The organism is Actinoplanes sp. OR16 (assembly GCF_004001265.1).
Classification (GTDB): domain Bacteria; phylum Actinomycetota; class Actinomycetes; order Mycobacteriales; family Micromonosporaceae; genus Actinoplanes.
The window spans coordinates 971,566-996,386 of record NZ_AP019371.1 but is presented as its reverse complement, the minus strand read 5'-3'; the positions used below and the strand labels follow the sequence as shown (position 1 = coordinate 996,386).

At 70.4% G+C, this 24,821-nt stretch carries 31 protein-coding genes; 23 read left to right on the top strand and 8 right to left on the bottom strand.

All coding sequences use genetic code 11. The features are described from left to right. The first annotated feature begins 18 nt into the window (after positions 1–18). From EP757_RS04520 to EP757_RS04460, 13 genes are all read left to right on the top strand, one after another. Positions 19–1,569 (top strand): chemotaxis protein CheW, encoded by a 1,551-nt coding sequence (locus EP757_RS04520; protein ID WP_127542944.1) that lies wholly within the window; start codon positions 19–21, stop codon positions 1,567–1,569. A 2-nt stretch (positions 1,570–1,571) separates the two neighbouring features. Beyond that, positions 1,572–2,642 carry a chemotaxis-specific protein-glutamate methyltransferase CheB gene (gene cheB / locus EP757_RS04515; RefSeq protein ID WP_127542943.1) on the top strand — a complete coding sequence of 357 codons (1,071 nt, stop codon included), beginning with the start codon at positions 1,572–1,574 and terminating at the stop codon, positions 2,640–2,642. A gap of 23 nt (positions 2,643–2,665) precedes the next feature. Beyond that, a complete protein-coding gene (locus tag EP757_RS04510) occupies positions 2,666–3,289 on the top strand; it encodes a HEAT repeat domain-containing protein (protein WP_232050369.1) in 624 nt (207 codons plus the stop codon). Continuing rightward, positions 3,289–4,161 carry a protein-glutamate O-methyltransferase CheR gene (locus tag EP757_RS04505; protein WP_127542941.1) on the top strand — a complete coding sequence of 291 codons (873 nt, stop codon included), beginning with the start codon at positions 3,289–3,291 and terminating at the stop codon, positions 4,159–4,161. The genes EP757_RS04510 and EP757_RS04505 overlap by 1 nt, the downstream gene beginning before the upstream one ends. Beyond that, positions 4,161–4,559 (top strand): response regulator, encoded by a 399-nt coding sequence (locus EP757_RS04500; RefSeq protein ID WP_127542940.1) that lies wholly within the window; start codon positions 4,161–4,163, stop codon positions 4,557–4,559. Before EP757_RS04505 ends, EP757_RS04500 begins: the two co-directional genes overlap by 1 nt. After that, complete coding sequence (locus EP757_RS04495; protein WP_127542939.1) at positions 4,556–6,922, top strand: chemotaxis protein CheA; 2,367 nt, start codon at positions 4,556–4,558, stop codon at positions 6,920–6,922. Before EP757_RS04500 ends, EP757_RS04495 begins: the two co-directional genes overlap by 4 nt. After that, positions 6,903–7,175: a hypothetical protein gene (locus tag EP757_RS04490; protein WP_232050368.1), complete on the top strand. Its 273-nt coding sequence runs from the start codon at positions 6,903–6,905 to the stop codon at positions 7,173–7,175. The genes EP757_RS04495 and EP757_RS04490 overlap by 20 nt, the downstream gene beginning before the upstream one ends. After that, positions 7,172–7,543: a response regulator gene (locus EP757_RS04485; RefSeq protein ID WP_127542938.1), complete on the top strand. Its 372-nt coding sequence runs from the start codon at positions 7,172–7,174 to the stop codon at positions 7,541–7,543. Before EP757_RS04490 ends, EP757_RS04485 begins: the two co-directional genes overlap by 4 nt. A 36-nt stretch (positions 7,544–7,579) precedes the next feature. Next, positions 7,580–8,629, top strand: coding sequence for a methyl-accepting chemotaxis protein (locus EP757_RS04480; RefSeq protein ID WP_127542937.1), 1,050 nt, complete (start codon positions 7,580–7,582; stop codon positions 8,627–8,629). 34 nt (positions 8,630–8,663) lie between these two features. Further along, the gene (locus EP757_RS04475) at positions 8,664–8,936 is read left to right on the top strand and encodes a hypothetical protein (RefSeq protein ID WP_127542936.1); all 273 of its coding nucleotides are present in this window, start codon (positions 8,664–8,666) and stop codon (positions 8,934–8,936) included. Continuing rightward, complete coding sequence (locus EP757_RS04470; RefSeq protein WP_232050630.1) at positions 8,936–9,442, top strand: GAF domain-containing protein; 507 nt, start codon at positions 8,936–8,938, stop codon at positions 9,440–9,442. The genes EP757_RS04475 and EP757_RS04470 overlap by 1 nt, the downstream gene beginning before the upstream one ends. 12 nt (positions 9,443–9,454) lie before the next feature. Continuing rightward, the gene (locus EP757_RS04465) at positions 9,455–10,033 is read left to right on the top strand and encodes an HhH-GPD-type base excision DNA repair protein (RefSeq protein ID WP_127542934.1); all 579 of its coding nucleotides are present in this window, start codon (positions 9,455–9,457) and stop codon (positions 10,031–10,033) included. 82 nt (positions 10,034–10,115) lie between these two features. Further along, a complete protein-coding gene (locus EP757_RS04460; protein ID WP_370457766.1) occupies positions 10,116–10,490 on the top strand; it encodes a DUF3099 domain-containing protein in 375 nt (124 codons plus the stop codon). Here EP757_RS04460 and EP757_RS04455 read toward each other — a convergent pair. Further along, the gene (locus EP757_RS04455; RefSeq protein WP_127542932.1) at positions 10,487–11,365 is read right to left on the bottom strand and encodes a carbohydrate kinase family protein; all 879 of its coding nucleotides are present in this window, start codon (positions 11,363–11,365) and stop codon (positions 10,487–10,489) included. The two genes, EP757_RS04460 and EP757_RS04455, sit on opposite strands and share 4 nt — an antisense overlap. After that, positions 11,362–12,309: a pseudouridine-5'-phosphate glycosidase gene (locus EP757_RS04450; protein ID WP_127542931.1), complete on the bottom strand. Its 948-nt coding sequence runs from the start codon at positions 12,307–12,309 to the stop codon at positions 11,362–11,364. Before EP757_RS04450 ends, EP757_RS04455 begins: the two co-directional genes overlap by 4 nt. Before the next feature lie 118 nt (positions 12,310–12,427). On the opposite strand from EP757_RS04450, the gene EP757_RS04445 reads away from it, so the two are divergent. The 3 genes from EP757_RS04445 (at position 12,428) to EP757_RS04435 (ending at position 15,126) form a co-directional block, all read left to right on the top strand. Beyond that, positions 12,428–12,652 carry a DUF3039 domain-containing protein gene (locus tag EP757_RS04445; RefSeq protein ID WP_041831555.1) on the top strand — a complete coding sequence of 75 codons (225 nt, stop codon included), beginning with the start codon at positions 12,428–12,430 and terminating at the stop codon, positions 12,650–12,652. Between the two features lie 7 nt (positions 12,653–12,659). After that, positions 12,660–13,280 (top strand): trimeric intracellular cation channel family protein, encoded by a 621-nt coding sequence (locus EP757_RS04440; protein WP_127542930.1) that lies wholly within the window; start codon positions 12,660–12,662, stop codon positions 13,278–13,280. Between the two features lie 115 nt (positions 13,281–13,395). Next, complete coding sequence (locus tag EP757_RS04435) at positions 13,396–15,126, top strand: DEAD/DEAH box helicase (protein ID WP_127542929.1); 1,731 nt, start codon at positions 13,396–13,398, stop codon at positions 15,124–15,126. A gap of 113 nt (positions 15,127–15,239) precedes the next feature. Here the strand turns inward: EP757_RS04435 and EP757_RS04430 are convergent, their stop codons facing one another. Beyond that, on the bottom strand, positions 15,240–15,482 hold the full coding sequence (locus EP757_RS04430; RefSeq protein WP_127554079.1) for a hypothetical protein: 243 nt from the start codon (positions 15,480–15,482) through the stop codon (positions 15,240–15,242). A gap of 247 nt (positions 15,483–15,729) precedes the next feature. Continuing rightward, positions 15,730–17,292 carry an RNA polymerase sigma factor gene (locus tag EP757_RS04425; RefSeq protein WP_127542928.1) on the bottom strand — a complete coding sequence of 521 codons (1,563 nt, stop codon included), beginning with the start codon at positions 17,290–17,292 and terminating at the stop codon, positions 15,730–15,732. A 275-nt stretch (positions 17,293–17,567) separates the two neighbouring features. On the opposite strand from EP757_RS04425, the gene EP757_RS04420 reads away from it, so the two are divergent. Next, positions 17,568–18,389: an inositol monophosphatase family protein gene (locus tag EP757_RS04420; RefSeq protein ID WP_127542927.1), complete on the top strand. Its 822-nt coding sequence runs from the start codon at positions 17,568–17,570 to the stop codon at positions 18,387–18,389. Positions 18,390–18,397: 8 nt separating this feature from the next. Here the strand turns inward: EP757_RS04420 and EP757_RS04415 are convergent, their stop codons facing one another. Further along, on the bottom strand, positions 18,398–18,949 hold the full coding sequence (locus tag EP757_RS04415; protein ID WP_127542926.1) for a LytR C-terminal domain-containing protein: 552 nt from the start codon (positions 18,947–18,949) through the stop codon (positions 18,398–18,400). A gap of 334 nt (positions 18,950–19,283) precedes the next feature. On the opposite strand from EP757_RS04415, the gene EP757_RS04410 reads away from it, so the two are divergent. Together EP757_RS04410 and EP757_RS04405 are read left to right on the top strand one after the other, a co-directional pair. After that, entirely contained in the window at positions 19,284–19,580 is a 297-nt protein-coding gene (locus tag EP757_RS04410; protein WP_014446959.1) for a DUF4193 domain-containing protein, read from the top strand. 244 nt (positions 19,581–19,824) lie between these two features. Further along, entirely contained in the window at positions 19,825–20,550 is a 726-nt protein-coding gene (locus EP757_RS04405) for a hypothetical protein (RefSeq protein WP_127554078.1), read from the top strand. Here the strand turns inward: EP757_RS04405 and EP757_RS04400 are convergent. Then, positions 20,513–21,013, bottom strand: coding sequence for a DUF3093 domain-containing protein (locus EP757_RS04400; protein ID WP_127542925.1), 501 nt, complete (start codon positions 21,011–21,013; stop codon positions 20,513–20,515). The genes EP757_RS04405 and EP757_RS04400 overlap by 38 nt on opposite strands. A gap of 87 nt (positions 21,014–21,100) precedes the next feature. On the opposite strand from EP757_RS04400, the gene dut reads away from it, so the two are divergent. From dut to EP757_RS04380, 4 genes are read left to right on the top strand one after another with little or no spacing between them, the layout of a single operon-like run. After that, positions 21,101–21,574, top strand: coding sequence for a dUTP diphosphatase (gene dut, locus EP757_RS04395; RefSeq protein WP_127542924.1), 474 nt, complete (start codon positions 21,101–21,103; stop codon positions 21,572–21,574). Between the two features lie 17 nt (positions 21,575–21,591). Then, complete coding sequence (locus EP757_RS04390) at positions 21,592–22,242, top strand: DUF3710 domain-containing protein (RefSeq protein ID WP_127542923.1); 651 nt, start codon at positions 21,592–21,594, stop codon at positions 22,240–22,242. Positions 22,243–22,257: 15 nt separating this feature from the next. Then, positions 22,258–22,623, top strand: a complete 366-nt coding sequence (locus tag EP757_RS04385; protein ID WP_127542922.1) for an OB-fold nucleic acid binding domain-containing protein — start codon at positions 22,258–22,260, stop codon at positions 22,621–22,623. After that, complete coding sequence (locus tag EP757_RS04380; RefSeq protein WP_127542921.1) at positions 22,620–23,393, top strand: DUF3159 domain-containing protein; 774 nt, start codon at positions 22,620–22,622, stop codon at positions 23,391–23,393. Before EP757_RS04385 ends, EP757_RS04380 begins: the two co-directional genes overlap by 4 nt. Positions 23,394–23,399: 6 nt before the next feature. Here the strand turns inward: EP757_RS04380 and EP757_RS04375 are convergent, their stop codons facing one another. Beyond that, entirely contained in the window at positions 23,400–24,071 is a 672-nt protein-coding gene (locus EP757_RS04375; RefSeq protein ID WP_127542920.1) for a TrkA family potassium uptake protein, read from the bottom strand. After that, positions 24,068–24,727, bottom strand: a complete 660-nt coding sequence (locus EP757_RS04370; protein WP_174262511.1) for a TrkA family potassium uptake protein — start codon at positions 24,725–24,727, stop codon at positions 24,068–24,070. The genes EP757_RS04375 and EP757_RS04370 overlap by 4 nt, the downstream gene beginning before the upstream one ends. Positions 24,728–24,821 lie beyond the last annotated feature (94 nt).

The following is a 24,821-nucleotide window of genomic DNA, read 5'->3' as shown; positions in this document are numbered from 1 at the left end:
GGGGAGGGGGAGATCACCATGGACACCGACGAGGATCTCGCCGCGGAAGAGCTCGACGAGGACACCGACTACGTCACGTTCGACATGCTGGGGGAGCGGTACGCGTTCCCGATGCGCCGGGTTCAGGAGATCATCCGGATGCCCGCCCTCGTGAAGGTGCCGCTGGGGCCGCCGTCGCTGGAGGGGCTCGCGAATCTGCGCGGCCGGGTCCTGCCGGTCGTGAACCTGCGCAAGTGCTGCGACATGGACCAGGCCGCGCACGACGAGACCACCCGGGTGATCATCGTTGACGGCGGCGTGCCGCTCGGCTTCGTGGTGGACCGGGTGGCGAGTGTGATCAGCATCGACCCGCAGTCCATGGAATCGGCCGAGTCGGTGCAGAACACGGTGCGGTCCGACGTGCTGGTCGGGGTGATCAAGTCGGACGGCGGTGAGATGACCACCGTGCTCGACGTGGACCGGCTGATCGGCAGCCAGTTCTCCCGGCTCTCCGAACGGGCCGTCCGGGACGCCGCGGCCGGCTCGCGGCTGCCCGCCGAGACCGATGAGGAGGCCGAGTCCGACGACACGCTGGAGCTGGTCAGCTTCGCGGTGGAGGGCCAGGAGTACGCGCTGCCGATCGACCAGGTGCAGGAGATCGTGCAGGCGCCCGAGTCGGTGAGCAGCGTGCCGAACTCCGGCAGCCGGGTGCTCGGCGTGATCGACCTGCGCGGCCGGCTGCTGCCGGTGGTGAGCATGCGCCGGGTCTTCGGCCTGCCGATCACCCCGCTCGAGCCGCAGAACCGGATCGTCGTGGTCTCGATCGACGGCGGCGTTGTCGGCGTCGTGATGGACACCGTCCGCGAGGTGCTGCGGGTGCCGCATCAGCTGGTCGCACCACTGCCCAGCGTGGTGGCCGGGGACGGGCGCAAGTCCGAGGTGGAGTCGGTGTGCCGGCTCGAGGACGGCAAACGGCTGGTCTCGGTGCTGAGCGTGAACCGGATGTTCGACTCGCCCGAGGTACGCGACGAGATCGCCGACTATCAGGAGGACGACCAGGAGATGGCCGTGGAGCAGGAGCGGGGCGACGACGGGCGCGGCGACGAGGAACTGTTCGTGGTGTTCCGGCTCGACGACGAGGAGTACGCCGTCGACGTCGACGCGGTGCAGGAGATCATCCGGGTGCCCGACGCCCTGATCCGGGTGCCGAAGTCCTTCGACTTCGTGGAGGGCCTGGTCAACCTCCGGGGAACCGTGCTGCCGGTGGTCGACCTGCGGACCCGGCTCGGCCTGGGTCGCGGGGAGCGGGATGAACGCCAGCGGATCGTCGTACTGATCATCAATGGGGTCCGGACCGGTTTCATCGTGGATTCGGTCGCCGAGGTGGCGCGGGTCGGGCGCAACGTGCTCGAACCGGCACCGGAGCTCTCGGCGGAACAGGCCCGGGTGGTGTCCCGGGTGGCGAACCTGCCGGAGCAGAAGCGGATGCTCCTGCTCGTCCAGGTCGATCAGCTGCTCGCCGCCGACCAGGCCGGTGCGGCCGCCGAACTCTGCGAGGCGGCCGTCGAAGAGGCCCTCGCCGGAGTCTGACAGTGGCCACCTCCGTTCTGGTCGTCGACGACTCGGCGCTGATGCGCCGAGCGCTCAAAGAGATCCTGGTGGACACCGGCGAGTTCGAGGTGCACACGGCGCGCAACGGCGTCGACGCCCTCGAACAGCTGGGCCGGGTGCAACCGGACGTCGTGACGCTCGACATCAACATGCCGGAGATGGACGGGCTGACCTGTCTCGCGCAGATCATGCAGCAGCAGCCCACCCCGGTCGTCATGGTGTCCTCGCTGACCGAGCACAACGCGCTGGTCACCCTGGAGGCGCTGGAGCTGGGCGCGATCGACTACGTTCCGAAACCGGGCGGCACCGTCTCGCTCAACATCGAGGACGTCAGCGGCGAGCTCGTCACGAAGGTCCGCGCCGCGGCGCGGGCGAAGATCAAGCGAGCGGGCGGGCTGGCCGCGCGGGTGCGCGCACAGACCCGGCAGGCCACCGCCGCCCCACCCGGGAAGAAGGTCCGGGACCTGGGCACCGCCGGCTCGGTCGACCTGCTGCTGATCGGCTCGTCCACCGGCGGTCCGGCGCTCCTCTCCGATCTGCTGCCGGCCCTGCCCGGCTCACTGGGCGCCCCGGTGGTGGTGGCCCAGCACATCCCGGCCTCGTTCACCGCGGCGCTGGCCCGGCGCCTCGACGAGGCGTGCGCGCTGCGGGTGCACGAGGTCGACCGGATCATGAACCTGCAGCGCGGCAACATCTACATCGGCAAGGGCAACGCCGACGTGGTGGTGGCACGGCGCACCGACGGATTGATCGTCAAGAGCGTGCCGGCCGCCGCGGAGTACCGCTGGCATCCGAGCGTGGACCGCCTGGTCGGCTCGGCCCGCCGCTACATCGACCCGGCACGCCTGGTCTGCGCGCTGCTGACCGGGATGGGCGACGACGGCGCGACCGAGATGGCAGCGGTCAAGGAGGGCGGCGGCCGGACCATCGCCGAGGCCGAGGAGACCGCGGTGGTGTGGGGCATGCCCGGCGAACTGGCGCGGCGCGGTGGCGCCACGGTGGTTCTGCCCTCGTACGAGATCGCCGACCGGCTGGCCGACTGGGTCCGCTGATTCGTCCAGGAAAGGTGATCACGATGGGACTCGTCCGCAAGAAGGCCACGGACCAACCCGAGGAGGTCGCGCCGGAGCGGCCCTCGGCGGATTCGCTGCGGGCACAGCTCGGCGACCCCGACCCGGAGTGCCGTCGCGAGGCGGCGCTCGGTCTGGACGGCGTCGAGGAGGCCGTTCCGGACCTGCTGGCGCGCGTGATGGTGGAGACCGTGGAGAACGTGCGGGACGCGCTGCTCACGACGGTCTCCGGGTTCGACACCGAGAACGTCGCCGGCGCCCTGGCCGTGCACCTGGCCAGCGACGACGCGGCACTGCGTACGGCCGTCGCGGAGGCGCTCGCCCGGATGCCACGGTCGATGCCCGCGCTGCTGCCGGACCTGATCGCCGCGCCCGACCACGACGTACGGGTGATGACAGCGATGGTGCTGGCCGACCTGACCCACCCGGACACCGCGGTGTGGCTGATCGAGATGATCCGCGACGACCCGCATCCGAACGTGGTGACCGCGGCCATCGACGCCCTGCTCCCGGTGGCGACCGCCGACCACGCGGCAGTGCTGGAGGAGGCCGTGCACCGCTTCCCGGACGACCCGTTCCTCCGCTTCACCGTGCAGGCGGCGCTGCCCCGCCTCTCCGGGACGGCGTGATGGCCAGCGCCGCTGCCACCGGAGCCGGGCTCACCGATGCCGACTTCGCCCGATTCGTCGAGTACTTCTACAAGCGGACCGGGATCCACTTCGCCGACTCGAAGCGGTACTTCGTCGACAAGCGGATCGAGACGTGCATCAGGGAGTCGCCGTACGACTCGTTCTCGGGATGGTTCGCCGCCCTGCGGGTGAACGAGAAGTCCGGGATGCTCCAGGACCTGATCAACCAGCTGACCGTCAACGAGACGTACTTCCTGCGCGAGGACTACCAGTTCGACGCGATGCTCAGCACGGTGCTGCCGAACGTGCTGCGCGACCGTGGCGGGGTGGGCCGGATCGTCGGACCCGTCAAGATCCTCTCGCTGCCCTGCTCGACCGGCGAGGAGCCGTACTCGATCGCCCTGCGCCTGCTGGAGGAGTGGGACCAGATCGACCACGTGGACGTCGAGATCCACGGCGCGGACATCGACAGCGACGTGCTCGCCAAGGCGGCGCACGCCAGTTACGGCGAACGCTCGCTGCAGCGGGTGCCGAAACCCTGGATCAACAGGTACTTCACGTCCGTCGGGTCCGGCCGGTACCAGGTCGACGAGGGCATCCGCAGCGCGGTGACGCTGCACCGGGTGAACATCTGCGACACCCTCGCCATGCGCGCGTTCCGGGACTTCGACGTGGTGTTCTGCCGCAACGTGCTCATCTACTTCGACGAGCTCTCCAGCCGCCGCGCCGCCGAGAACCTGTACGGCGCGATGCGCCCCGGCGGCTACCTCTTCCTCGGGCACTCCGAATCGATGAGCCGGATCTCGCCGATCTTCACGCCGTCCCGCCTGGCTGAGGGCGTCGTCTACCAGCGACCCATCGGAGCGAAGTGATGACCGATACCGAGGCGCCACCCCGGGTGCTCGTCGTCGACGACGCCGCCACGGTGCGGCTCTACCACAGCAGCCTGCTCACCGAGGCCGGTTTCCAGGTCGACGAGTCGGCCAACGGCCTGGAGGCCGTCGAGGTGGCGATGAACACCCCGTACGACCTGTTCCTGGTCGACGTGAACATGCCGAAGATGAACGGCTACACCTGCGTCGAGTCGCTGCGCTCGGAGACGGTCGGCACCGACGCGCCGGTCGTGATGATCAGCACCGAGGACCGGCCCGGCGACGCCGACCGGGCCTACGCCGCCGGCGCGAACCTCTACCTCGTCAAACCGGTCGGCGGCGAACGGCTGATCCGGATCGCCTCGATGCTCACGGCCGGGAGGGGTACGCCGGCATGAACCCACTGCTCGCACAGTTCCTGGCGGAGTCGAACGACCTGCTCGCCTCGGTCGACGAGGGCCTGCTCCAGCTGGAGCGCGATCCCGGTGACCCGGAGCTGGTCAACGAGGTCTTCCGGGCCGCGCACACCTTCAAGGGCTCGTCCGGTCTCTTCGACTTCCCCGAGCTGACCCGGCTCACCCACGCGGCCGAGGACCTGCTGGACGCGGTCCGCGGCGGCCGGCTCGCCCTCGACTCGGGCATGACCGACGACCTGCTCGCCGCGTTCGACCTGATCCGGGGCTGGCTCGCGCACGTCACCGCGCACGAGCGGCTGCCGTCGAGCGCCGGCACCGACGCGGCCGGGCTGATCACGAAGCTGCGGGCGCCGCTCGGCGGCGAGCCGGTGGCGCACACCCACGCCACGGTCGCGGCCGGCGTCACCGTCGTCGACGCCGCCCCCGAGTGGATGGCCTGGTTCGACGCCGAATGGCTCACCGAGACCGCGGCCTGGCTGGAGACCACCTCGTCGACGATGCGGTTCGTCAGGTACACCCCGGACTCGGACTGCTTCTTCCGGGCCGAGGACCCGATCCACCTGATCCGCCAGGTGCCCGGCCTGGACAAGCTCGGCGTCGTGCAGCCGGACCAGTGGCCCTCGGCCGAGGAGTACGACGAGTACGTCTGCCTGCTCTCCTTCGTGGTCGCCACCCGGGCCGCGGTCGGCGAGCTGGAGTACCTCTTCCGGTACGTGCCGGACCAGGTGCAGATCGTCGAGCTGGACGCCGGCGCGATCACCCGGCACCTCAGCGGCGAGCCACCCCTCAAGACCGAGGAACGGGTCGTCGTCGCGGTCACCGAGGTGATCGACTCGGAGCTGGCGGCCGACGCGCGGGCGGTGCTCAGCGCGGCTCTGCGGACGCTGGAGCTCAACCCCACGGAGGGCGTCCAGCTGCGATCCGTCGCGCGGGCGGTCATGGCGGCCGCACGGGCTCTGGGCGTACCGGAGGATCTGCTCGACGCGGATCGCGAAGCCGTCGGCGCGGCAGTGACCCGGCTCCTCGCCGAGGCCGCGCCGGCCCCGGTGGGCGCGCTGCCGGCGGCCGGGGCCGGGATCGCCGCCACCGCCGCACCGGCCGCCGCGCCCCCGGCCGAGCCCACCGGCCGGGCCGACGACCCCGGCGGCCAGGTCGGCACCAAGGTGCTCAAGGTCGACCAGGAGAAGGTGGACCGGCTCATGGAGCTGGTCGGCGAGCTGAACGTGGCGAAGAACGGGCTCACCTTCCTGGCCGACTCGGCCGAGGAGGAGTTCGGCAGCCGGGTGCTCGGCCGCCGGATCAAGGACCAGTACGCCGGCCTGCACCGGATCGCCGAGGAGTTGCAGTCCGCCGTGATGGACGTCCGGATGCTGCCGCTCTCGGTGGCGTTCGGGCGGTTCCCGCGGCTGGTCCGCGACCTCAGCCGGCGGCTGGAGAAGACCATCGAGCTGATCACCGAGGGCGAGGACACGATGGCCGACAAGGACGTCATCGAGGCACTCGGCGACCCGCTCGTGCACCTGGTGCGCAACAGCCTGGACCACGGCATCGAGCCGCCCGCCGAGCGGGTCGCGGCCGGCAAGAACCCCGCCGCGAAGCTGACCCTCGCGGCGGTGGCCGACGGCGACGCGGTGATCGTCGAGGTCTCCGACGACGGGCGCGGCGTGGACCCGGTGCGGGTGAAACGGAAGGCGTACGAGAAGGGCCTGATCTCGGAGGAGGAACTGGAGTCGCTGAGTGACACCGACGCGGTCGACCTGGTCTTCCGCCCGGGATTCTCCACCGCCGACCAGGTTTCGGATCTCTCCGGGCGGGGAGTCGGTATGGACGCGGTGCGGGCCAGCGTGGAGAAGCTCGGCGGCACCGTGACCATGCGGTCGAAGCTCGGCCAGGGCACCGTGACCCGGCTCCGGCTGCCGCTCTCGATGGCCGTCACCCAGGTGATGGTCGTCAGCGTGGCCGGGCAGCGCTTCGGCATCCCGGTCGACCTCGTCGTCGAGACGGTCCGCGTGCCGGCCGCCGAGATGGGCCGCGTCCTGCACCAGGACGTCGTCGTCATGCGCGGCGAGGTGGTGCCGGTGCTGGACCTGGCCCGGGCCCTGGACATGCCGTGGACCGGTGACCCGGCCGAGGATCGCCGGATCCTCGTGGTCAGCGTCAACGGCCAGCGGGTCGGCCTGCTGGTGGAGCAGTTCCACCGGGAGGTCGACGTGATCCTCAAACCGATGGAGGGCCTGCTCGCGTACGCCGACGAGTTCTCCGGCACCGCACTGCTCGGCGACGGCCTGGTGCTGCTGGTGCTGAACATGAAGGAGGTGCTCGGCCTTGCCGCTCGAGTTGCATGACGACAGCGCCACGCTCGTGGGTGTGGTGACCGTCGACGAGGTCGAGCAGCTCGTGGGGTGGTTGCGGGCCGCCAAACGGCCCCGGGTGAGCCTGCGCCGGTGCAACCATCTGCACACCGGCGCGCTCCAAGCCCTGCTGCTTTTCAAACCGAAGATATCTGCGGCACCGAACGACGCCTTCCTGGCGGCGCGGGTGCTACCGCTGCTCAACGGGGTCAGCGGAAACGCCAGCCACAAGGGGAACGATCCATGACCACAGTGATGCTCGTCGACGACTCCGCCACCATGCTCATGAGCCTCAAGTCGATCCTCACCAAGGCCGGATACACCGTCGAGACCGCCGGGCACGGCAAGGAGGCTCTCGACAAGCTCAGCAAGGGCGTGAAGCCGAATCTGATCATCAGCGACGTCAACATGCCGCAGATGGACGGGATCACCTTCGCCCGCGAGGCCCGCAAGGCGCCTGGCATGCGATTCACGCCGATCCTCATGCTGACCACCGAGTCCGAGCAGTCCAAGCGGACCGAGGCCAAGAACGCGGGCGCCACCGGCTGGCTGGTCAAGCCGGTCGGACCTGATCAGTTGCTCGGTGTGATCAAGCAGGTGCTGCCCGGCGCCTGAGAAGTCCGAGGATCTTTTCGCTACGGAGGTATCCGCATGCCGAGTCTTCTCCGCAGACTGACCCTGCCCTCGGAGGAACCCGAGGGCAGGCGTGGTGTGCGCGAGGACGTGGTGGCCGAGGCTGTGGCGCCGATCCCGGAGTTCTGCGAGGTGATCGACGGGCACGTCCGGGACGTCATCGCGCAGACCGGTGAGGCCGCGGAGGCGATCGTCGGCCAGCTCATCAAGGTCGACTCCCTCGCGGAGGTGACCGCTGGTGACGTCTCGCAGCTCGCCGGCACTCTCAGTCGCACCGAGAGTGAGCTGAGCCAGGTCAGTGCCTCCAACGACCAGCTCGTCGGACGCCTGATCGCGTACTTCCTGCACCGGGACTACCAGATCCGGAATCTGGTGGACCAGATGCGTGAGCTGAACAAGCACGTCACGCAGATCGAGGAGGTCAGCCGGGCGACGAACATCCTGGCGCTCAACGCGATGATCGAGGCGGTCCGCGCCGGCGACGCGGGTGAGGGCTTCTCGGTGGTCGCCGACGAGGTGCGCAAGCTGGCGCACCGCTCCTCCGAGGCGGCGCACGGCATCGGCAGCAGCATCGCGGAACTCACCGCGAAGCTCGACGCCGTGCTCTCCGACGACAGCCAGTTCGACCGCGACGAGGAACTCCCGTCGCAGACCGAGGAGACGGCGATGACCCGCCGGCTCGGCGGCATCGCGAACGCGCAGCGTGAGATGTCGGAGATGGTCGGCGGCATCCTCAAGGACACCATCAACGCGGCACATCAGGTGCAGCGCAGCACGGACGCTCTGCTCTCGGAGACCACCGGAGCGGTCGGGCATGTCCAGTTCCAGGACATCAGCCGCCAGATGCTGGAACATGTGGCAGAGGCGGTCGACGACGTGCGCCGGCAGGCGGAGGACGTCGCCGGCTACGTGCGTGGCGACCTCACCGAGGAGGACGTGCGGTCTCGGGTGATCAAGGTGGAGGACCTGCGCGCCAAACACGTGATGTCACGCCAGCGGCAGACTCACGCCCATCAGACGGGCGAGGACGCGCAGGCCGCCGCCGAACCGATCATCGAACTGTTCTGACGATCACGAGACTGCCAGCGAGAGGTGCCCGGCGATGGCGCGCATCGAGAACTACGGCCACGACCAGCCGACCGAGCGGGACGCGGTGAAGGCCCTGGCCGACCTGGTCGGCCCTCAGATGGCCGAGGGACTCTGGGGCCTCGCCGTACAGGCCCTCGGCCTGCACCGGCCGGTGACCAGCCCCGCCGATCTGCGCCGGGTCGCCGAGCACGTGATGGAGGTCGGCGAGCTGAGCCGGGTGGCCGGCCGGTCGCTGAAGGTGCGGATCATCACCTACGAGGCGCTCGCCCGGACGGTCCCCTCGTGATGGTGACGGACTACCCCGAGGCCCGTGACCGTGCCCGGCTCCTCGAGGTGGCTCGTCTCGGCGTGGATCGGGAGATCTCCCGGGACTACCTCGCCGAGCTGGTCGAACAGGTGGCGGTCCGGATGGACATGCCGTTCGCCATCGTCACCGGCCTGCTCAGTGACGCGCAGGTCTTCCTGGCCGGGCGCGGGCCGATCCCGGATTGGATCGGCGAGGTCGGCGGCACCCCGCTGGAGTGGGCCTTCTGCGCTCCGCTGCTGCGCCGGCCCGCGGCCCGCTACGTGAACGACTTCGCCGTCGACCCCGAGTTCCGGGGCAACCCGCTGGTCACGATGGAGGGCGTCCGGTCCTACATCGGCGCCCCGGTGATCTCCACCCGCGGTCATGTCCTCGGCAGCGTCTGCAGCCTGGACGTCCGGCCGCGCGAGTTCGACGACGGCCAACTGCGGATCGTGCAGGAGCTGGCCGACGAGGCCGCCCGCCGGATCGAGACCGCGAGCGAGTAGGAAGATGGCGCTATGCCATTCTCGTTGCCCATCGACGCCGAAGCGAACGCGCTTCTGGATCGGGACCCGCTCGCGGTGCTGATCGGTCTCACGCTCGACCAGCAGATCACCATGGAGAAGGCGTTCACCTCGCCATGGGTGCTGGCCCAGCGACTCGGCCACGAGCCGACCGCGACCGAGCTGGCCGACTTCGACCCCGAGGCGCTCCTGGCGATCTTCAGTGAGCCGCCGGCGCTGCACCGCTTCCCGAAGGCGATGGCCGCCCGGGTCCAGGAGGTCTGCCGGGTCCTCGCCGACAGCTACGACGGCCGGGCGGAGAACCTCTGGGCCGGCGCCGGGAGCGGCGCCGAGCTCTACAAGCGGATCTTCGCGCTGCCCGGGTTCGGCAAGCAGAAGGCACAGATCTTCGTGGCCCTGCTCGGCAAGCAGATGGGCGTGCGCCCGGCCGGGTGGCGGGAGGCGGCCGGGGCCTACGGCGACGAGGACGCGTACCGATCGGTCGCGGACATCGTCGACGAGGAGTCGCTCGGCAAGGTCCGGGTGAACAAGAAGGCGGCGAAGGCCGAGGCAAAAGCGGCGAAAGGCCTCTGAGTCCCGGGCCGACTGGGTGAAAACCGCCCAGCGGTGGGAGGATGGCGGGGTCGATCGGAGTCCTCGCGTGAAAAAGCAACCGGTGTTGATCACCGATGCCGCTCGCAGCCAGGCCGACCAGCTCCGCAGCCGGGAGATCCGTTACGTCACGATGATGGGGATCCGGGCTCTCTGCCTGATCCTGGGCGGCGTTCTGATCAGTCTGCGCGTGCCGCTGCTCGGCCTCTGGCTGGTCCTCTGCGCGGCCGGCATGGTCTTCCTGCCATGGGCCGCCGTGCTGATCGCGAACGACCGCCCGCCCAAGACCAAGGCCGAGCGGGCGGCCGACGCGGCGGCGCGGGAGGACGTGCGGCGGGCCCTGATCCAGGCCGCCGAGGCGGAGCAGCCGGCCCGGGAGCCGATCACCATCGACTCCGAGGTCGTGGAGGCCGAGGTCGTGGAGAAGAGCAAGCCCTAGGGCCGCGCTCCGAGCACGCTCACCGCCGCGGCGCCGAGTTCCGCTCCCGCCGCCAGCGCCTGCTCCGGCGATGATCCGGAACACCAGGCGGCGAGCAGACCGGCGGCGAAGGCGTCACCGGCGCCGGTCGGATCCTTCATCGGTACGGGGTGAGCCCGCCCCCGCAGGACCGAACCGTCCCGGGAGCACCAGACGGCGCCGGCCGGGCCCTGCTTCACCACCACGTTCTGCGCGTGCGCCGTCAGCGCCGATGCCTGATCCGCGGCCGTGCTCCCTGGAGCGAGGACGTCCGCTTCGTCGGCGTTGCACACCAGCAGGGCGGTCCCGCGTACCCAGGAGAGGAAGGCGGAAGCGCCCGCCGAGCGCAACGGGGCCGCGGAGGCCGCGTCGACGCTCACCGTGAGTCCCCGCCGGGCGGCGGCCGCCAAGGCCGCCAGACCGGCCTCCCGGGAACCCGCGTGCAGCAGCGGATAGCCGGAGAGGTGCACGTGCGCGCCGTGCGGAGCGTTCTCGATCACCGAGGTGACGTGTGCCGGGGCGAGCAGCAGGGACGCGCCCCGATCGGTGATCATCGTGCGCTCGGCCGAGCCGGTGAGCACCACGACGCTGCCGGTGGCCGTTCCCGGACAGGTCTGAATGGCGCTGCGGACGCCCGCCCATTCCAGCTCGGCCACCCGGTCCCGCCCGGCGGCATCGTCGCCGACCGCGGAGACCAGGGTGACCGGATGACTGATGTGGGCCAGCCAGGCCGCGGTGTTCGCGGCCTGGCCACCACCGCCGACGCGGATCGACGCGTCGGTGTCCGAACCGGTCTGCAGGGGGCCGTCGTGCTCGACGAGGACGTCGGTGACCAGATCCCCGACGACGATGATCACGGCGCGCTGAAGCCGACCGGGTTCGCCGAGGCGCTGTTCGAGGCCACCGCGATCTGCGCGGCGAGCGCCGAGTTGCGCAGGATGATCCGGATGTTGACCTCCAGGCTCTTCCCCGCGGTGCTGGAGTGGAAGTGCGACAGCAGGAACGGGGTGACCGCCTTGCCCGTCACGTTCTGCTCGGTGAGCAGGGCCAGGCCGCTCGCCAGCGTCCGGTCGTGCAGCTCCGGGTCGAGCTGCTCGCCGGTGGGCAGCGGGTTCGCCAGCACCAGCGCGCCGGCGCTCACCCCCTGGTCCGCGCGGGCCGCGATGAAGTCCGCCACCTGCTCCGGCGAGTCGAGCTGCCAGTCGATGTCGAAGCCGCCGTCGGTGATGAAGAAGCCCGGGAAGCGCCGGGTCCGGTAACCGGCGACCGAGACGCCGAGGGTCTCCAGGCGCTCCAGGGTGGCGCCCACGTCGAGGATCGACTTCACGCCGGCGCAGACCACCACGATCGGCGTGCGGGCCAGCTCGGTGAGGTCGGCCGACTCGTCGAAGGTGATGTTCGCCTCGCGGTGCACGCCGCCGAGACCGCCGGTGGCGAACACCTTGATCCCGGCCGCCTCGGCGATCGCGCTGGTGGCGGCCACGGTGGTGGCGCCGTCGGCGCGCCGGGCGGCGGCGATCGGCAGGTCCCGGACGGAGAGCTTCGCGACGTCCTCCGCCAGCGCCAGGTGCTCGATCTGCGCGTCGTCCAGGCCGACGACGATCCGGCCGCCGATCATGCCGATGGTGGCCGGCTCCGCGCCGTTGTCCCGGACCGTCTGCTCGATCTCCCGGGCCACCCGCAGGTTGTCCGGGTGCGGGAGGCCGTGCGAGATGATCGTGCTCTCCAGCGCCACCACGGGTTTGCCGTCCTGGTGGGCGCGGAGCACGTGTTCGCCGAGTTGAATCTCGAAGTCAGTCACATGATCACCGTACGACGCCCGGGCTTCGCCTTGTCGTTGGACCGACCCGGCGTGAGGTGTCAGACTTGCAGGCTGAGGTCGTGTCCTCTTTTGCCGGCGAGACGAATCTGAAGGGCAGATAACCGTGAGCACGCAGATCCTTGAGCGTCCGGAGACCAAGGACGCCGACACCGGTCCGGAGATGTTCCATTACGTGCGCAAGGAGAAGATCGCCGAGAGCGCCGTCATGGGCAACCTCGTCGTGGCGCTCTGCGGCGAGACCTTCCCGGTGACCAAGTCGCCGAAGCCCGGCTCGCCGGTCTGCCCGCAGTGCAAGGAGATCTACGAATCCATGAAGGTCTGATCGGCACGTGACGAGTGGTTACGGCCTGCTCGTCGCGGATCTGATCGGTGTGGCGGTGTTCGCCGCCTCCGGCGCCACGGCCGGCGTCGCCAAACGGCTCGACCTGTTCGGGGTCGCGTTCGTCGGTTTCGTGGCCGCGCTGGGTGGCGGCATCCTGCGGGACCTGGCCATCGGGTCGGTCCCGCCGCTGGCGTTCGCCGACTGGCGCTACGCGGTCACCGCGGTGGTGGCCTCGCTGGCTGCCTTCTGGCTCCACCCCGCCCTGAACCGGATCCGGCGGACAGTGCTGCTCCTCGACGCCGCCGGCCTCGGTCTGTTCACCGCGACCGGCACTCTCAAGGCGATCGCCGCCGGTGTCCCGCCGGTCGGCGCCTGCCTGCTCGGCATGCTCACCGCGATCGGCGGCGGCCTGGCCCGGGATCTGCTCACCGGGGAGATCCCGGTGGTGCTGCACCGGGAGATCTACGCGGTCATCGCGCTGGGCGGCGCGGTGCTGGTCACCGTACTGCACCGGATGGGCTTCACCGGCCTGCTCCCGCTGGTCGGGGCGGCCGCGCTGATGACCGGCGTACGCCTCGTCGCGCTCTACCGCAAGTGGTCCGCGCCGGTCGCCGCGCCCCGGTTTTGAGCCCTTGCTCGCAGTGTTCCGGCACCCTTCCGGCAACCCTGCGCGGCTATGCTGGATGCCGCCTCCGCGCCGATAACCGCGGAGGTTTTTCCGTGAGCGAAGGGATCGTCGCAGCTTGAGCCCGCCTCTGCCGAACCTGGAGATCTTCCCGCCGCTGCGAGCCTGGCAGCGCAAGGCGATGGTGACGTACCTTCGCCGGCGTTCCGAGGACTTCATGGCCGTGGCGACGCCCGGCGCCGGCAAGACCACGTTCGCCCTGCGGATCGCCGCCGAGATGCTCGCCGACGGCACCTGCGACGCGGTCACCGTGGTCTGCCCGACCGAGCACCTGAAGACCCAGTGGTCGCTGGCGGCGGCCCGGGTCGGCATCCAGCTCGACCCCAAGTTCCGCAACGCGGACGTCCACTCGTCGCGGGACTTCCACGGGGCGGTCGTGACCTATGCGCAGGTCGGCATGGCCCCGCAGGTGCACAAGCGGCGCACCCTGACCCGGCGCACCTTCGTGATCCTCGACGAGATCCACCACGCCGGCGACTCGCGGAGCTGGGGTGACGGCGTCAAGGACGCGTTCGAGCCGGCCGTGCGGCGCCTGCTGCTCACCGGGACGCCGTTCCGCTCCGACGAGAACCCGATCCCCTTCGTGACGTACGAGCGGGGTTCCGACGGCATCCAGCGATCGAAGGCCGACTCGGTCTACGGGTACGGCGACGCGCTGAAGGACCGGGTCGTCCGGCCGGTGCTGTTCATGGCGTACTCCGGCGAGACCCGCTGGCGGACCAACGCCGGTGACGAGCTGGCCGCCCGGCTCGGCGAGCCGATGACGAAGGATCTGGTGGCGCAGGCCTGGCGGACCGCGCTGGACCACCGCGGCGACTGGATGCCGCAGGTGCTGCGGGCCGCCGACTCCCGGCTCACCAAGCTACGCGAGCACGGCATGCCGGACGCCGGCGGTCTGATCATCGCCAGCGACCAGCAGTCCGCCCGGGCGTACGCGAAGCTCATCCACGACCTGACCGGCGAGTCGCCCACCGTGGTCCTCTCCGACGACGAGGGCGCCTCCGGCCGGATCGCGAAGTTCGCCGCCTCCGAGGACCGCTGGATGGTCGCGGTCCGGATGGTGTCCGAGGGCGTCGACATCCCGCGCCTGGCCGTCGGCGTCTACGCCACCAGCGCCTCCACCCCGCTCTACTTCGCCCAGGCGATCGGCCGGTTCGTGCGGTCCCGGATGGAGGGCGAGACCGCCACGGTCTTCCTGCCGAGCGTGCCGCACCTGCTCGGGCTGGCCAGCGAGATGGAGGAGCAGCGCAACCACGTCCTCGGCGCGCCGAAGGAGAAGGACGGCCTGGACGACGAGCTGATCGAGCGGGCGCAGAAGTCCGAGGACGCCCTCGGCGACCTGGAGAAGCAGTTCGAGGCGCTCTCCGCCACCGCCGAACTCGATCAGGTGATCTACGACGGCACCTCGTTCGGCACCGGCGCCCGGACCGGCACGGCCGAGGAGCTCGACTACCTCGGCCTGCCCGGCCTGCTCACCCCCGAACAGGTGACCGACCTGCTGAACAAGCGGCAGGCCGAGCAGCTGGCCGCGCAGAAGCGGGAGCAGGCGTCCCAGCCGGAGCCCGCGGTGCCGGAGCAGCGCGAGCCGGTCGTGCCGATGAGCGCGGGGGAGCGCCGCAACAGCCTGCGCCGCCAGCTGAACACGCTCGTGGCGGCCCATCACCACCGGACCAACCTGCCGCACGGCAAGATCCACGCCGAGTTGCGGCGGCTGTGCGGCGGGCCGCCGAGCGCTCAGGCGACCATTGAGCAGTTGGAAGAGCGGATCGCTACCATCCAGACACTCTGAGGCTTCGAGGGGCTCTGCGAGCCTCTCAGGCCCCTTGAAGCGACAAGCAGAAAGGGCGCCTCCTGGCTGGAGGCGCCCTTCTCGTGGTCTCTTGGGGGGACCGCTGCTTGCTGCTAGTTGGTCGTGTTCGACATCATGCCGGCGCCTCGCCAGGTGAAGTCCGGATCGGCCGCGTAGTGCACGGCGATCTTCACCAGGTCTTCGGCGTAACGGTTGGCGTGGTGGCCGCAGAACACAAGATCGCCACCGCCCGCCAGGGTCAAACGGAGCTTCCCGGCTGCATTGCAGCGGTCGCACCGTTCATCGGCTGCTAGACCGGCCAGGCTTCCCGCCGGCGGCGTGAGGGTCGGGGTCATCGCCTTCCTCCTCTGTTCGTCACCGATGAACATGTTCCTCGGCTACTGCTCACTCATCGTGCAACACCCTGCACCGTTGCAGCCTTCCCGATGTGCCCCGGGGGGACCGAGGTCACACCGTCGGTTCTGGCTAGTGTGCCGTGATCCAAGGGTGCCACGTCAACGATCACTTCTGCACAACGGTCTGATCACCACCCGTTGATGTACGGGTGGTGACCATTTGGACACGTAATGTTGACTGAACGACCTAGTCCAGGTAGTCGCGGAGAACCTGCGACCGCGACGGGTGCCGGAGCTTCGACATCGTCTTGGACTCGATCTGGCGGATCCGCTCGCGGGTCACGCCGTAGACCTGGCCGATCTCGTCCAGCGTGCGCGGCTGGCCGTCGGTCAGGCCGAAGCGGAGCCGGACGACGCCCGCCTCGCGCTCGGAAAGCGTCTGCAGCACCTGCTGGAGCTGGTCCTGCAGCAGCGAGAAGGAGACCGCGTCGACCGCGACGACCGCCTCGGAGTCCTCGATGAAGTCACCGAGCTGGCTGTCGCCCTCGTCGCCGATGGTCTGGTCGAGCGAGATGGGCTCACGCGCGTACTGCTGGATCTCCAGCACCTTCTCCGGCGTGATGTCCATCTCCTTCGCCAGCTCCTCCGGGGTGGGCTCGCGGCCCAGGTCCTGGAGAAGCTCGCGCTGGATGCGGCCGAGCTTGTTGATGACCTCGACCATGTGCACCGGGATGCGGATGGTGCGGGCCTGGTCGGCCATGGCGCGGGTGATGGCCTGCCGGATCCACCAGGTGGCGTAGGTCGAGAACTTGTAGCCCTTGGTGTAGTCGAACTTCTCGACCGCGCGGATCAGGCCGAGGTTGCCCTCCTGGATCAGGTCGAGGAAGGCCATGCCACGGCCGGTGTAGCGCTTGGCCAGCGACACCACGAGCCGGAGGTTCGCCTCGAGCAGGTGGTTCTTGGCCCGCTCGCCGTCCCGGTTGATCCACTTGAGGTCGCGCTCGAAGTTGCGCTCGAGCGCCTCCTCGCCCTCCTCGGCGGCGCGCAGCCGCTCGGCGGAGTAGAGGCCGGCCTCGATCCGCTTGGCGAGCTCGACCTCCTGCTCCGCGTTGAGCAGCGGAACCTTGCCGATCTGCTTGAGGTAGGCGCGGACCGAGTCGGCCGAAGCGGTCAGCTCCGCGTCACGGCGGGCCTGCTTGAGCGCCTCGGACTCCTCGTCGTCCCACTCGAAGTCGCCGTCGGTGGCCGAACTGGCGGCATCGGTCGCGGCGGCCGCGACCATGGCGGCCGGCTCCTCGATGACGACGTCCTCGACCGCGGCGGCGAGCTCCTCGGGATCGATCTCCTCGCCGGGGCCCTCACCGGGCTCGCCGGGCTTGCCCGGGACGGCCTTGGCGGTGGCGGCCTTCTTCGCGGGCACGCCCTTGGCCGCGGCGGTGACCTTGCGGACCGGCGCGGCCTTCTTCGCCGGCGTGGCGCCGCCGTCGGCCGCCGGGGCGGCCTGCTTCGGCGCGGGCGCGGTCTTCTTGACGGGCGCGGTCTTCGCCGTGGTCGCCTTCGACGCCGGCGTTGCCGAGCGGGCGGCGGCGACCTTGCGGCGGGTGCTGGCGGAGCCGTCGACGACGACCGTGATGCCGGCGTCGACGAGGCCGCGCAGGATCTTCTTGGCCTGGGCCGGGTTCACCGCGGCGGACTCGAGGGTATGCGCGACCTGGGCCGAAGTGAGTTGCCCGCCCGCACCCTGAGCATGGGTGATCAGGGCCTCGGTGAGAGAGCGAACGTCGGCACCGTTCTGGTGGGCTTCTGTCACGAATGACCTTCCGGAGGCGATGAGGTTGGGCACGGCCAGAGTCCAGCGCAGCACGCGGGGGCGAGACTTGCTGGGGTCGGTTTGGGAGCCCTCGGAACCCGGACCGTCCCGCAGGAGAGTGTCCGTGAAGCGTGGGCAGGGGTGAATTGTAGCGCCGCCGACCGAGATCCTCCGCCCACAGCACGCCGCCGACGCCCGACGACCTCGCCGAAGACGCCGGTGGAGCCCCCGGAAGAGCGCGGCATGAGAATGCTATCGGCGGAAAGGACCATTACGTGAGTGAGATTTCGACGGGATCGACCCCCGACGAGTTGCTGGCGATCGCGGTTCGCGTGGCGCGGGAGGCGGCCGTGACGGCTCGCCGGATGCGCGACGAGGCGATCGTCGACGTGGAGACCAAGAGCACCGACACCGACGTGGTGACGGCGGCCGACAAGGCGGTCGAGCGCCAGGCCGTGGAGGCGCTGCTGAAGGAGCGGCCCGGCGACGGCGTGCTGGGCGAGGAGTACGGCGACTCGGTGGCGGTCGCCCCCGGCGCCGTGCGCTGGATCCTGGACCCGATCGACGGGACCGTGAACTACCTCTACGGCCTGCCGCAGTACGCGGTGTCGCTCGCCGCCGAGGTGGACGGCGCCGTGGTGGCCGGGGTGGTCGTCAACGCGGCCACCGGCGACGAGTGGACGGCCACGAGAGGCGGCGGGGCGTGGCGGGACGGCCGGCGGCTCAGCGGCTCGGTCCGGACCACCCTGGATCAGTCGCTGGTCGCCACCGGATTCGGTTACGACGCCCGCCGGCGGGAACATCAGGGCGCGGTGGTGGCCCGTTTGATCACCCGTGTGCGTGACATTCGGAGGCTGGGAGCGGCCTCGCTCGACCTCTGCCTCACCGCGGAGGGCAGTCTGGACGCCTACTTCGAGAAAGGCTTGAACCTTTGGGACCACGCGGCCGGCGGCCTGATCGCCGAGGAGGCGGGGCTCGTCGTGAGCGGGCTCGCGGGGGAGCCGGCCGGCAACCGGATGCTGGTCGCGGCGCCGCCGGCGATCTTCCCCGCGCTGCACGACGCCCTGGTGGAGCTGGACGCGGCGGGCGGAGCCTGACCGCAGGGTCAGTTCTCGTCCTCGGCGGCCTCGGCGGCGGGCTTCAGGCAGGAGCCCGGCGGCAGGTCCGGCTCGCCGATCTCGACCAGCGACTGGTTGACCTCGGTGGTCGTGGCGAGCTGCTGGAACTGGTCCCCGATGACCACGTCGATCACGTCGCCCTTGCGCTTCGCGTCGTAGGTCATCTTGGACTGGGCCAGGAAGTACGCCCGGAGCAGCTGAGCCTTGCCGACGGTCGCCGGGCCGTACTTGATCTCGGCGACCTGCTTGAACTTCGACTTGCTCTTGGCGGGCTCCTTGACCGTGAACCGGCGGTTCTTGAACTCGTTGGACACGCTCTCGGCCAGGCCCGCCCGGCTCGTGCCGTTCAGGACCTTGACGGTCACCTCTGCCGGGTCGTCCGGCAGCAGGATGTCGGCCATCGGGGCACCGGCCGGGCAGTCGCTGCCGTCCGCCAGATCGCCTTGGGAATCGCGCACCAGTGCGACGACGACGAAGACCACCGCTGCCACGGCGAGCACGCCGACGAGGACGAGCGCTCGGACGCGGGCAAAGCTCATGGGGTTGGCTCCAGGGTCGGGCGACGGGCCCGGGTAAGGTCGCCGGGCCTGTCGAGAGGTTAGCGTCTGTCCGCCAGGCGCGCGGAAACAGGGAATGCTTCCGGCGCGCCGACAATGATCCAGAGGCCGGTGCCCCTACTTTGATGTCGCCTCAGTCACATCGGGAACAATGTGCCGCCGTAGCGCGTACAAGCCTGCCGCAACAGCGGTAAGGTTCCGCGCTCGCCGGAGCTGATCCGGGTGTCAGAAATCGTCCAGCGGAACCGGGAACCGAAAACCTGTCCTCGGCGTTACAAACGCCAAGCGACACATCGATACAGGAGAGTGAAAACCGATGGCCACCGACTACGACGCCCCGCGTCGCGATGAGGTCGACCTCGGCGAGGACAGCCTCGAGGAGCTCAAGGCCCGTCGCGCCGACTCGCAGTCGGGCGCAGTGGACGTCGACGAGGTCGAGGTGGCGGAGAGCTTCGAGCTGCCCGGCGCCGACCTGGCCGACGAGGAGCTCACCGTCAAGGTGCTGCCGATGCAGACCGACGAGTTCCGCTGCTCCCGCTGTTTCCTGGTGCACCACCGCAGCCAGTTGGCTACGGAGCGCAACGGGGAGCTGATCTGCCGCGAGTGCGCCTGAGCGCATTCGCGGCACGTCCGTCTTCGCACCCGATCGCGCCGTGACGCGGTCGGGCGGGCAGACGTTCGCCACGGGGGTTTGTAACGGGGTTTGACCCGAAGGCTCGACCGGGAATCACTACCGGGAGTGCCCGACGGGGAGGACGACGATGAACCACGCGGATCGTGCGACCGAGCCGGCTGACACGGCTGGGTCCGGTGCTGAGCACGACCCTGCCCGTGAAACGCCGGGCACCGATGTGGAGATGGGCCGCACCGTGGCGGCCCTGACCTCGGACGAGTTGGAACCGGCCGGCCGCCGGCAGCTGATGGGCCGCCTCGTGGGCGAGGTGCGCGACCGCGGCGTGAGCCGGCTGTTCCGTCCGAGGGCGGCCCTGCGCTGGATGGCCGACGCGGTCACCGACGTGGCGCCGCACATCCCGGTGCGTGACCTGGAGACGCTGCGCCGGCACTTCCCGGACCTGGACGACGAAGAGCTGGCCGAGCGGCTGATCCGCAACGCCTCCCGGGCCACCGCCGGTGTCGGCGCGGCCGGCGGCGGTGTCGCCTCGGTCGAGTGGGTCGCGGTCCCGACGCTGCTCTCGGCGCCGGTGCTGCTCGCCGCCGAGACGGTCGCGGTGGTGGCGATCGAGATCAAGCTCATCGGCGAGCTGCACGAGGTCTACCGGCAGCCGATCACCGGCGGCGTGCCCGAGCGGGCCATGAAGCTCGTCGAGTCCTGGTCGGGACAGCGCGGCGTGAACCCGCTGGTGCCGGGCGTGGGCGTGGCGGCGGTGCTGGGCACGGCGACCCGCAGGGAGCTGCAGAAGACGCTGCTGAGCCGGTTCGGGCGCAACCTGACCACGATGGGACCGATGCTCACCGGCGCGGCGGTCGCCAGTTACCTGAACCGGCGGGCCACCCGCTCGGTCGGCGACAAGGTCCGGGACGACCTCAGGAAGAAGACTTCTCGGCCCGCTCTCGACGGCTGACCTCGAGCAGCGCGGTGGCGAGCTCGACCGGCTTGCGGGTGCTCACCACCCAGTACGGCGTGGGGTCGGCCGGATCGTCGAGCAGGACCTGCACGGCCGTCGGGATCCACGGGCGCTGGACGACGAACGCGTACGGATGGGCGCCCACCCCGAGCGCCTCCCGCTTGCCGGCCGCGTCCAGCGGGATCACGTCCGAGATCACCGCGACCGGCAGACGGGCGTCGTCGACCTGGAACTCGGTGGGGGTGACCGCCACCCTCAGCCGGTTCAGCGGGATCAGCAGCGCCACGCTCAGGGGCAGCGCCACGGCGTAGAACACCCAGGCGGGCACGTCGGGGATGCCGAGCACCAGTTCGGTGCCGACGATCGCGCCGGCGAGCAGTGCGGACGGCCAGGCCCACCACGGGAGGCTCAGCCGTTCCTGATGGGCCGGGAGGGTGCGCGCCGGGGACTCGGGTGTCACCCTCGAAGGGTACGGCGCGCCTCCGCTGCCCGGCACGGCAGGATGGCAGGGTAGGTGCGCCCGCAAGACCCGTCAGGAAGGCTCGACGTGACCGACCCCGTCGTCCAGGTCCGCCTGCTCGACCCCGATCTGCCCCTGCCGGCGTACGCGCATCCGGGTGACGCCGGCGCCGATCTGGTCGCCGCCGAGGAGGTGGAGATCGCCCCCGGCGGCCGGGTCAAGGTCCGTACCGGCCTGGCGATCGCCCTGCCGGACGGTTTCGTCGGCCTGGTCCACCCGCGGTCCGGTCTGGCGGCTCGCCTCGGGGTGACGGTGCTCAACGCGCCCGGTACGGTCGACGCCGGTTACCGGGGCGAGATTCTGGTGAACCTGATCAACCACGATCGGGAGAACACCGTTGAGATCTCGCGCGGCGACCGGATCGCCCAACTCGTCGTCCAGCGGGTGGAGCGGGCGGTGTTCCACCTGGTGGACACCCTCGACGACACCGCGCGGGGTGCCGGCGGGCACGGTTCGACCGGCGGGCACGCAGACCTGCCCGGTCAGCAGACGCAGGACTGAAACGGAAGGTGGCAGTGATGTTCTCCCGTAAGCGCGATGCCGCGAAGCACGTCCGTGCGGCCGACGCGCCGCCCTCCGAGGCGCTCGCGAAAAGCCTGGCCACGGGCGGGGAGGCTCCGGCGCCCGATTTCGGCCCGTGGGACGCCAAGCACGCGCCGGCCGGCGTGCAGCGGCTCGACCTGGGCAGCCTGCAGATCCCGGCGGTCGAGGGCGTCGAGGTGCGGGTGCAGGCCAACCCCGAGGGCGGTGTCGAGCAGGTCGTGCTCGTCGACGGCGAGAGCGCTCTGCAGCTGGGCGTCTTCGCGGCGCCGAAGACCGAGGGCATCTGGGACGAGGTCCGCGCCGAGATCGTCGAGGCGATGACCTCGGACGGCGTGGCCCCGCAGGAGGTCACCGGCAAGTACGGCACCGAGCTGCGCGCCCGGGTCAACACCCCGGAGGGCCCGGCCGACGTCCGCTTCGTCGGCGTGGACGGCCCGCGCTGGATGATCCGCGCGCTCTACCAGGGCGCCGCGGCCGCCGACCCGGGACGCGAGGGCGTGCTCGGCGAGGTGCTCTCCGGCCTCGTCGTGGTCCGGGACAACGAGCCGCGGCCGGTCCGTGAGCCGCTGCCGATGCGGCTGCCCAAGGAGATGGCCCAGCAGGAGCAGGCCGGAAGCCAGGCCTGACGTACCGTGGGAGTCATGACCTCCGGTCTTCGCGGCTTCATCAACCGTCTCACCGCCACCGACTCCGAGCTGGACGCCGAGGAACTGCAGCGGGACAGCGCCAAGTGCGGCGCGGTCCCGGCCGGCCAGTGCCGTCGCGGGCAGGTCGTTTCGGTGTCCGGACGGCTGCGCACGGTGGCGTACACTCCTCGCACCAACCTGCCGACCCTGGAGGCCGACCTCTGGGACGGCAGCGACGTGGTCACGCTGGTCTTCCTGGGTCGCCGGTCGATCGCCGGCATCGAGCCGGGGCGGCAGCTCACGGCGCGCGGCCGGGTCGCCATCCGGGACGACCGTAAGGTGATCTACAACCCGTACTACGAGCTGGAGGCGCCCCGGTGAATGGCAGCGAGCCGCGCCACGCCGCGCACGAGTCGGTCGAGGAGCGGATCGCTGAGGAGATCGTCGCGGAACACGACCTCCACCAGGTGCCGTCGGCCAAGGACGACGAGGAGGAGCCCCTCCCGTCGATGAGCGAGCAGATCGCCGAGCAGCTCGGCGGTGTGCGCGGCCTCATCGAGTCGAGCCTGCCGGTCCTGGCGTTCGTCCTGCTCAACGTTCTGCTCGGCGAGTCGGTGGCCGGTCTGGAGAAGCGTCAGGCGCTGCTCTGGGCGATCATCGGCTCGGTCGGCACGGCGCTCGCCATCGGCGGCTTCCGGCTGGCCCGCAAGCAGCCGGTCCGGCACGCGGTGAACGGCCTCTTCGGCATCGCGCTCGGTGCCTGGCTGGCCTGGCGCACCGGCGACGCGAAGAACTTCTACCTGCCGGGCATCCTGCTCACCTTCGGCCAGGCCGCGGTGCTGCTGGTCTCGGTGGTGGTCCGCAAGCCGCTGATCGGTTACGCCTGGGGCATCATGGCGAACAAGGGCCACCAGGACTGGTTCGGCAACACCCGGCTCTTCCGCACGTTCCAGTGGCTCACCCTGCTCTGGGTGGCCTCGCTCTGCGTCCGTGCCGGCATCCAGTACTACCTCTACGCGATGAACGAGGCGAACGCGCTCGGCATCGTCCGGATCCTGGTGAGCTGGCCGATCTACGCCGGCACCTTCGCCTTCACGGCGTGGGCGATCCACCGGGTGACGACGGCGCAGAAGCGCGAAGCGGTCTCGTAAAGAGGATCAAGCAGCGGAACCGAGCACCACGGCCCGGATCTGCTCCTCCACCTCGCTGGTGCACACGAAGATCAGCTCGTCACCGGCCTCCAGCGAGTCGTCCGGCGTCGGCACCATGACCCGCTTGCCGCGGAGGATCGCCACGAGCGCGGCGTCGCGCGGCATCGGCACGTCGCGGAGGGGCTTTCCCTCGTACGGCGCATCACGCGGCAGCGTGATCTCCACGAGGTTCGCCTCGCCCTGCCGGAACGTCATGAGCCGGACCAGGTCGCCGACCGTGACCGCCTCCTCGACCAGGGCGGCCATCAGCCGGGGCTTGCTGACCGAGACGTCGACGCCCCACTGCTCGGTGAAGAGCCACTCGTTCTCGGCCCGGTTCACCCGGGCCACCACCCGGCCGACCGCGAACTCGGTCTTGGCGAGCAGCGAGATCACCAGGTTGGCCTTGTCGTCGCCGGTGGCGGCCACCACGACGTCGCAGGACGCCAGGTCGGCCTCCTCCAGGCTGCTCATCTCGCAGGCGTCGGCGAGGATCCAGCTGGCCTGCGGCACCCGCTCCGGGCAGAGCTGCCGCGGCTGACGCTCGATCAGCATCACCTCGTGCCCGTTGCCGATCAGCTCCTGGGCGATCGAGCGGCCCACGTTGCCGGCGCCCGCGATGGCGATCCGCATGGTCAGTGACCTTCCTTGTCGGCGCCCTGGGCGATGTCCAGCACGGCTCCCACGGTGTCGTCGGTGACCAGCATGAAGACCTGGTCGCCGTCCTGGAGGACGGTGGAGGGCTGGGCCAGGGTGCCCATGCCGAAGCGCATCAGGTACGCCACCCGCGCGCCGGTGCGGTCCTCGATCGCCCGGACCTGCTTGCCGATCCAGTCCCGGTGCAGCGGCGTCTCCACGATGCTGACCACGCTGGTCGGGTCGCGGAAGACCTCGACGTGGTCATCGGGGGCGATGAACCGGTACATCCGGTCGGCGGCCCACCTGATCGTCGCGATCGTGGCGATGCCGAGGCGCTCGTAGACCTGAGCGCGGCGGGAGTCGTAGATCCGGGCCACCACCCGGGAGACGCCGAAGGTCTCGCGGGCCAGCCGGGCCGAGATGATGTTGGAATTGTCGCCGCTGGAGACGGCCGCGAAGGCGTCCGCACGCTCGATGCCGGCGGCCCGCAGCACGTCCCGGTCGAAGCCGATGCCGTTGACGGTGACCCCGCCGAAGTTGTCGCCGAGGCGCCGGAACGCGTCGGCGTTCTGGTCGATCACCGCGACCTGGTGACCCTGCGCGTCCAGCTTCTGGGCCAGCGTGGAACCGAGCCGGCCGCATCCCATGATCACCACGTGCACGGTTCGTGCCCTCCCGATTGTCTACGACCAGTGTGAGCCTGCCATGTGCCTGGAGGCACCGGTGTCCGGGGCGGGGTACGCACATCCG

Coding starts and splice junctions, on each gene's coding strand:
- EP757_RS04520 (WP_127542944.1), top strand. CDS start 19: ATGGACACCGACGAGGATCTCGCCGCGGAAGAGCTCGACGAGGACACC.
- EP757_RS04510 (WP_232050369.1), top strand. CDS start 2,666: ATGGGACTCGTCCGCAAGAAGGCCACGGACCAACCCGAGGAGGTCGCG.
- EP757_RS04505 (WP_127542941.1), top strand. CDS start 3,289: ATGGCCAGCGCCGCTGCCACCGGAGCCGGGCTCACCGATGCCGACTTC.
- EP757_RS04500 (WP_127542940.1), top strand. CDS start 4,161: ATGACCGATACCGAGGCGCCACCCCGGGTGCTCGTCGTCGACGACGCC.
- EP757_RS04495 (WP_127542939.1), top strand. CDS start 4,556: ATGAACCCACTGCTCGCACAGTTCCTGGCGGAGTCGAACGACCTGCTC.
- EP757_RS04485 (WP_127542938.1), top strand. CDS start 7,172: ATGACCACAGTGATGCTCGTCGACGACTCCGCCACCATGCTCATGAGC.
- EP757_RS04480 (WP_127542937.1), top strand. CDS start 7,580: ATGCCGAGTCTTCTCCGCAGACTGACCCTGCCCTCGGAGGAACCCGAG.
- EP757_RS04475 (WP_127542936.1), top strand. CDS start 8,664: ATGGCGCGCATCGAGAACTACGGCCACGACCAGCCGACCGAGCGGGAC.
- EP757_RS04470 (WP_232050630.1), top strand. CDS start 8,936: ATGGTGACGGACTACCCCGAGGCCCGTGACCGTGCCCGGCTCCTCGAG.
- EP757_RS04465 (WP_127542934.1), top strand. CDS start 9,455: ATGCCATTCTCGTTGCCCATCGACGCCGAAGCGAACGCGCTTCTGGAT.
- EP757_RS04430 (WP_127554079.1), bottom strand. CDS start 15,482: ATGACCCCGACCCTCACGCCGCCGGCGGGAAGCCTGGCCGGTCTAGCA.
- EP757_RS04415 (WP_127542926.1), bottom strand. CDS start 18,949: ATGAGCTTTGCCCGCGTCCGAGCGCTCGTCCTCGTCGGCGTGCTCGCC.
- EP757_RS04410 (WP_014446959.1), top strand. CDS start 19,284: ATGGCCACCGACTACGACGCCCCGCGTCGCGATGAGGTCGACCTCGGC.
- EP757_RS04405 (WP_127554078.1), top strand. CDS start 19,825: ATGGGCCGCACCGTGGCGGCCCTGACCTCGGACGAGTTGGAACCGGCC.
- EP757_RS04390 (WP_127542923.1), top strand. CDS start 21,592: ATGTTCTCCCGTAAGCGCGATGCCGCGAAGCACGTCCGTGCGGCCGAC.
- EP757_RS04385 (WP_127542922.1), top strand. CDS start 22,258: ATGACCTCCGGTCTTCGCGGCTTCATCAACCGTCTCACCGCCACCGAC.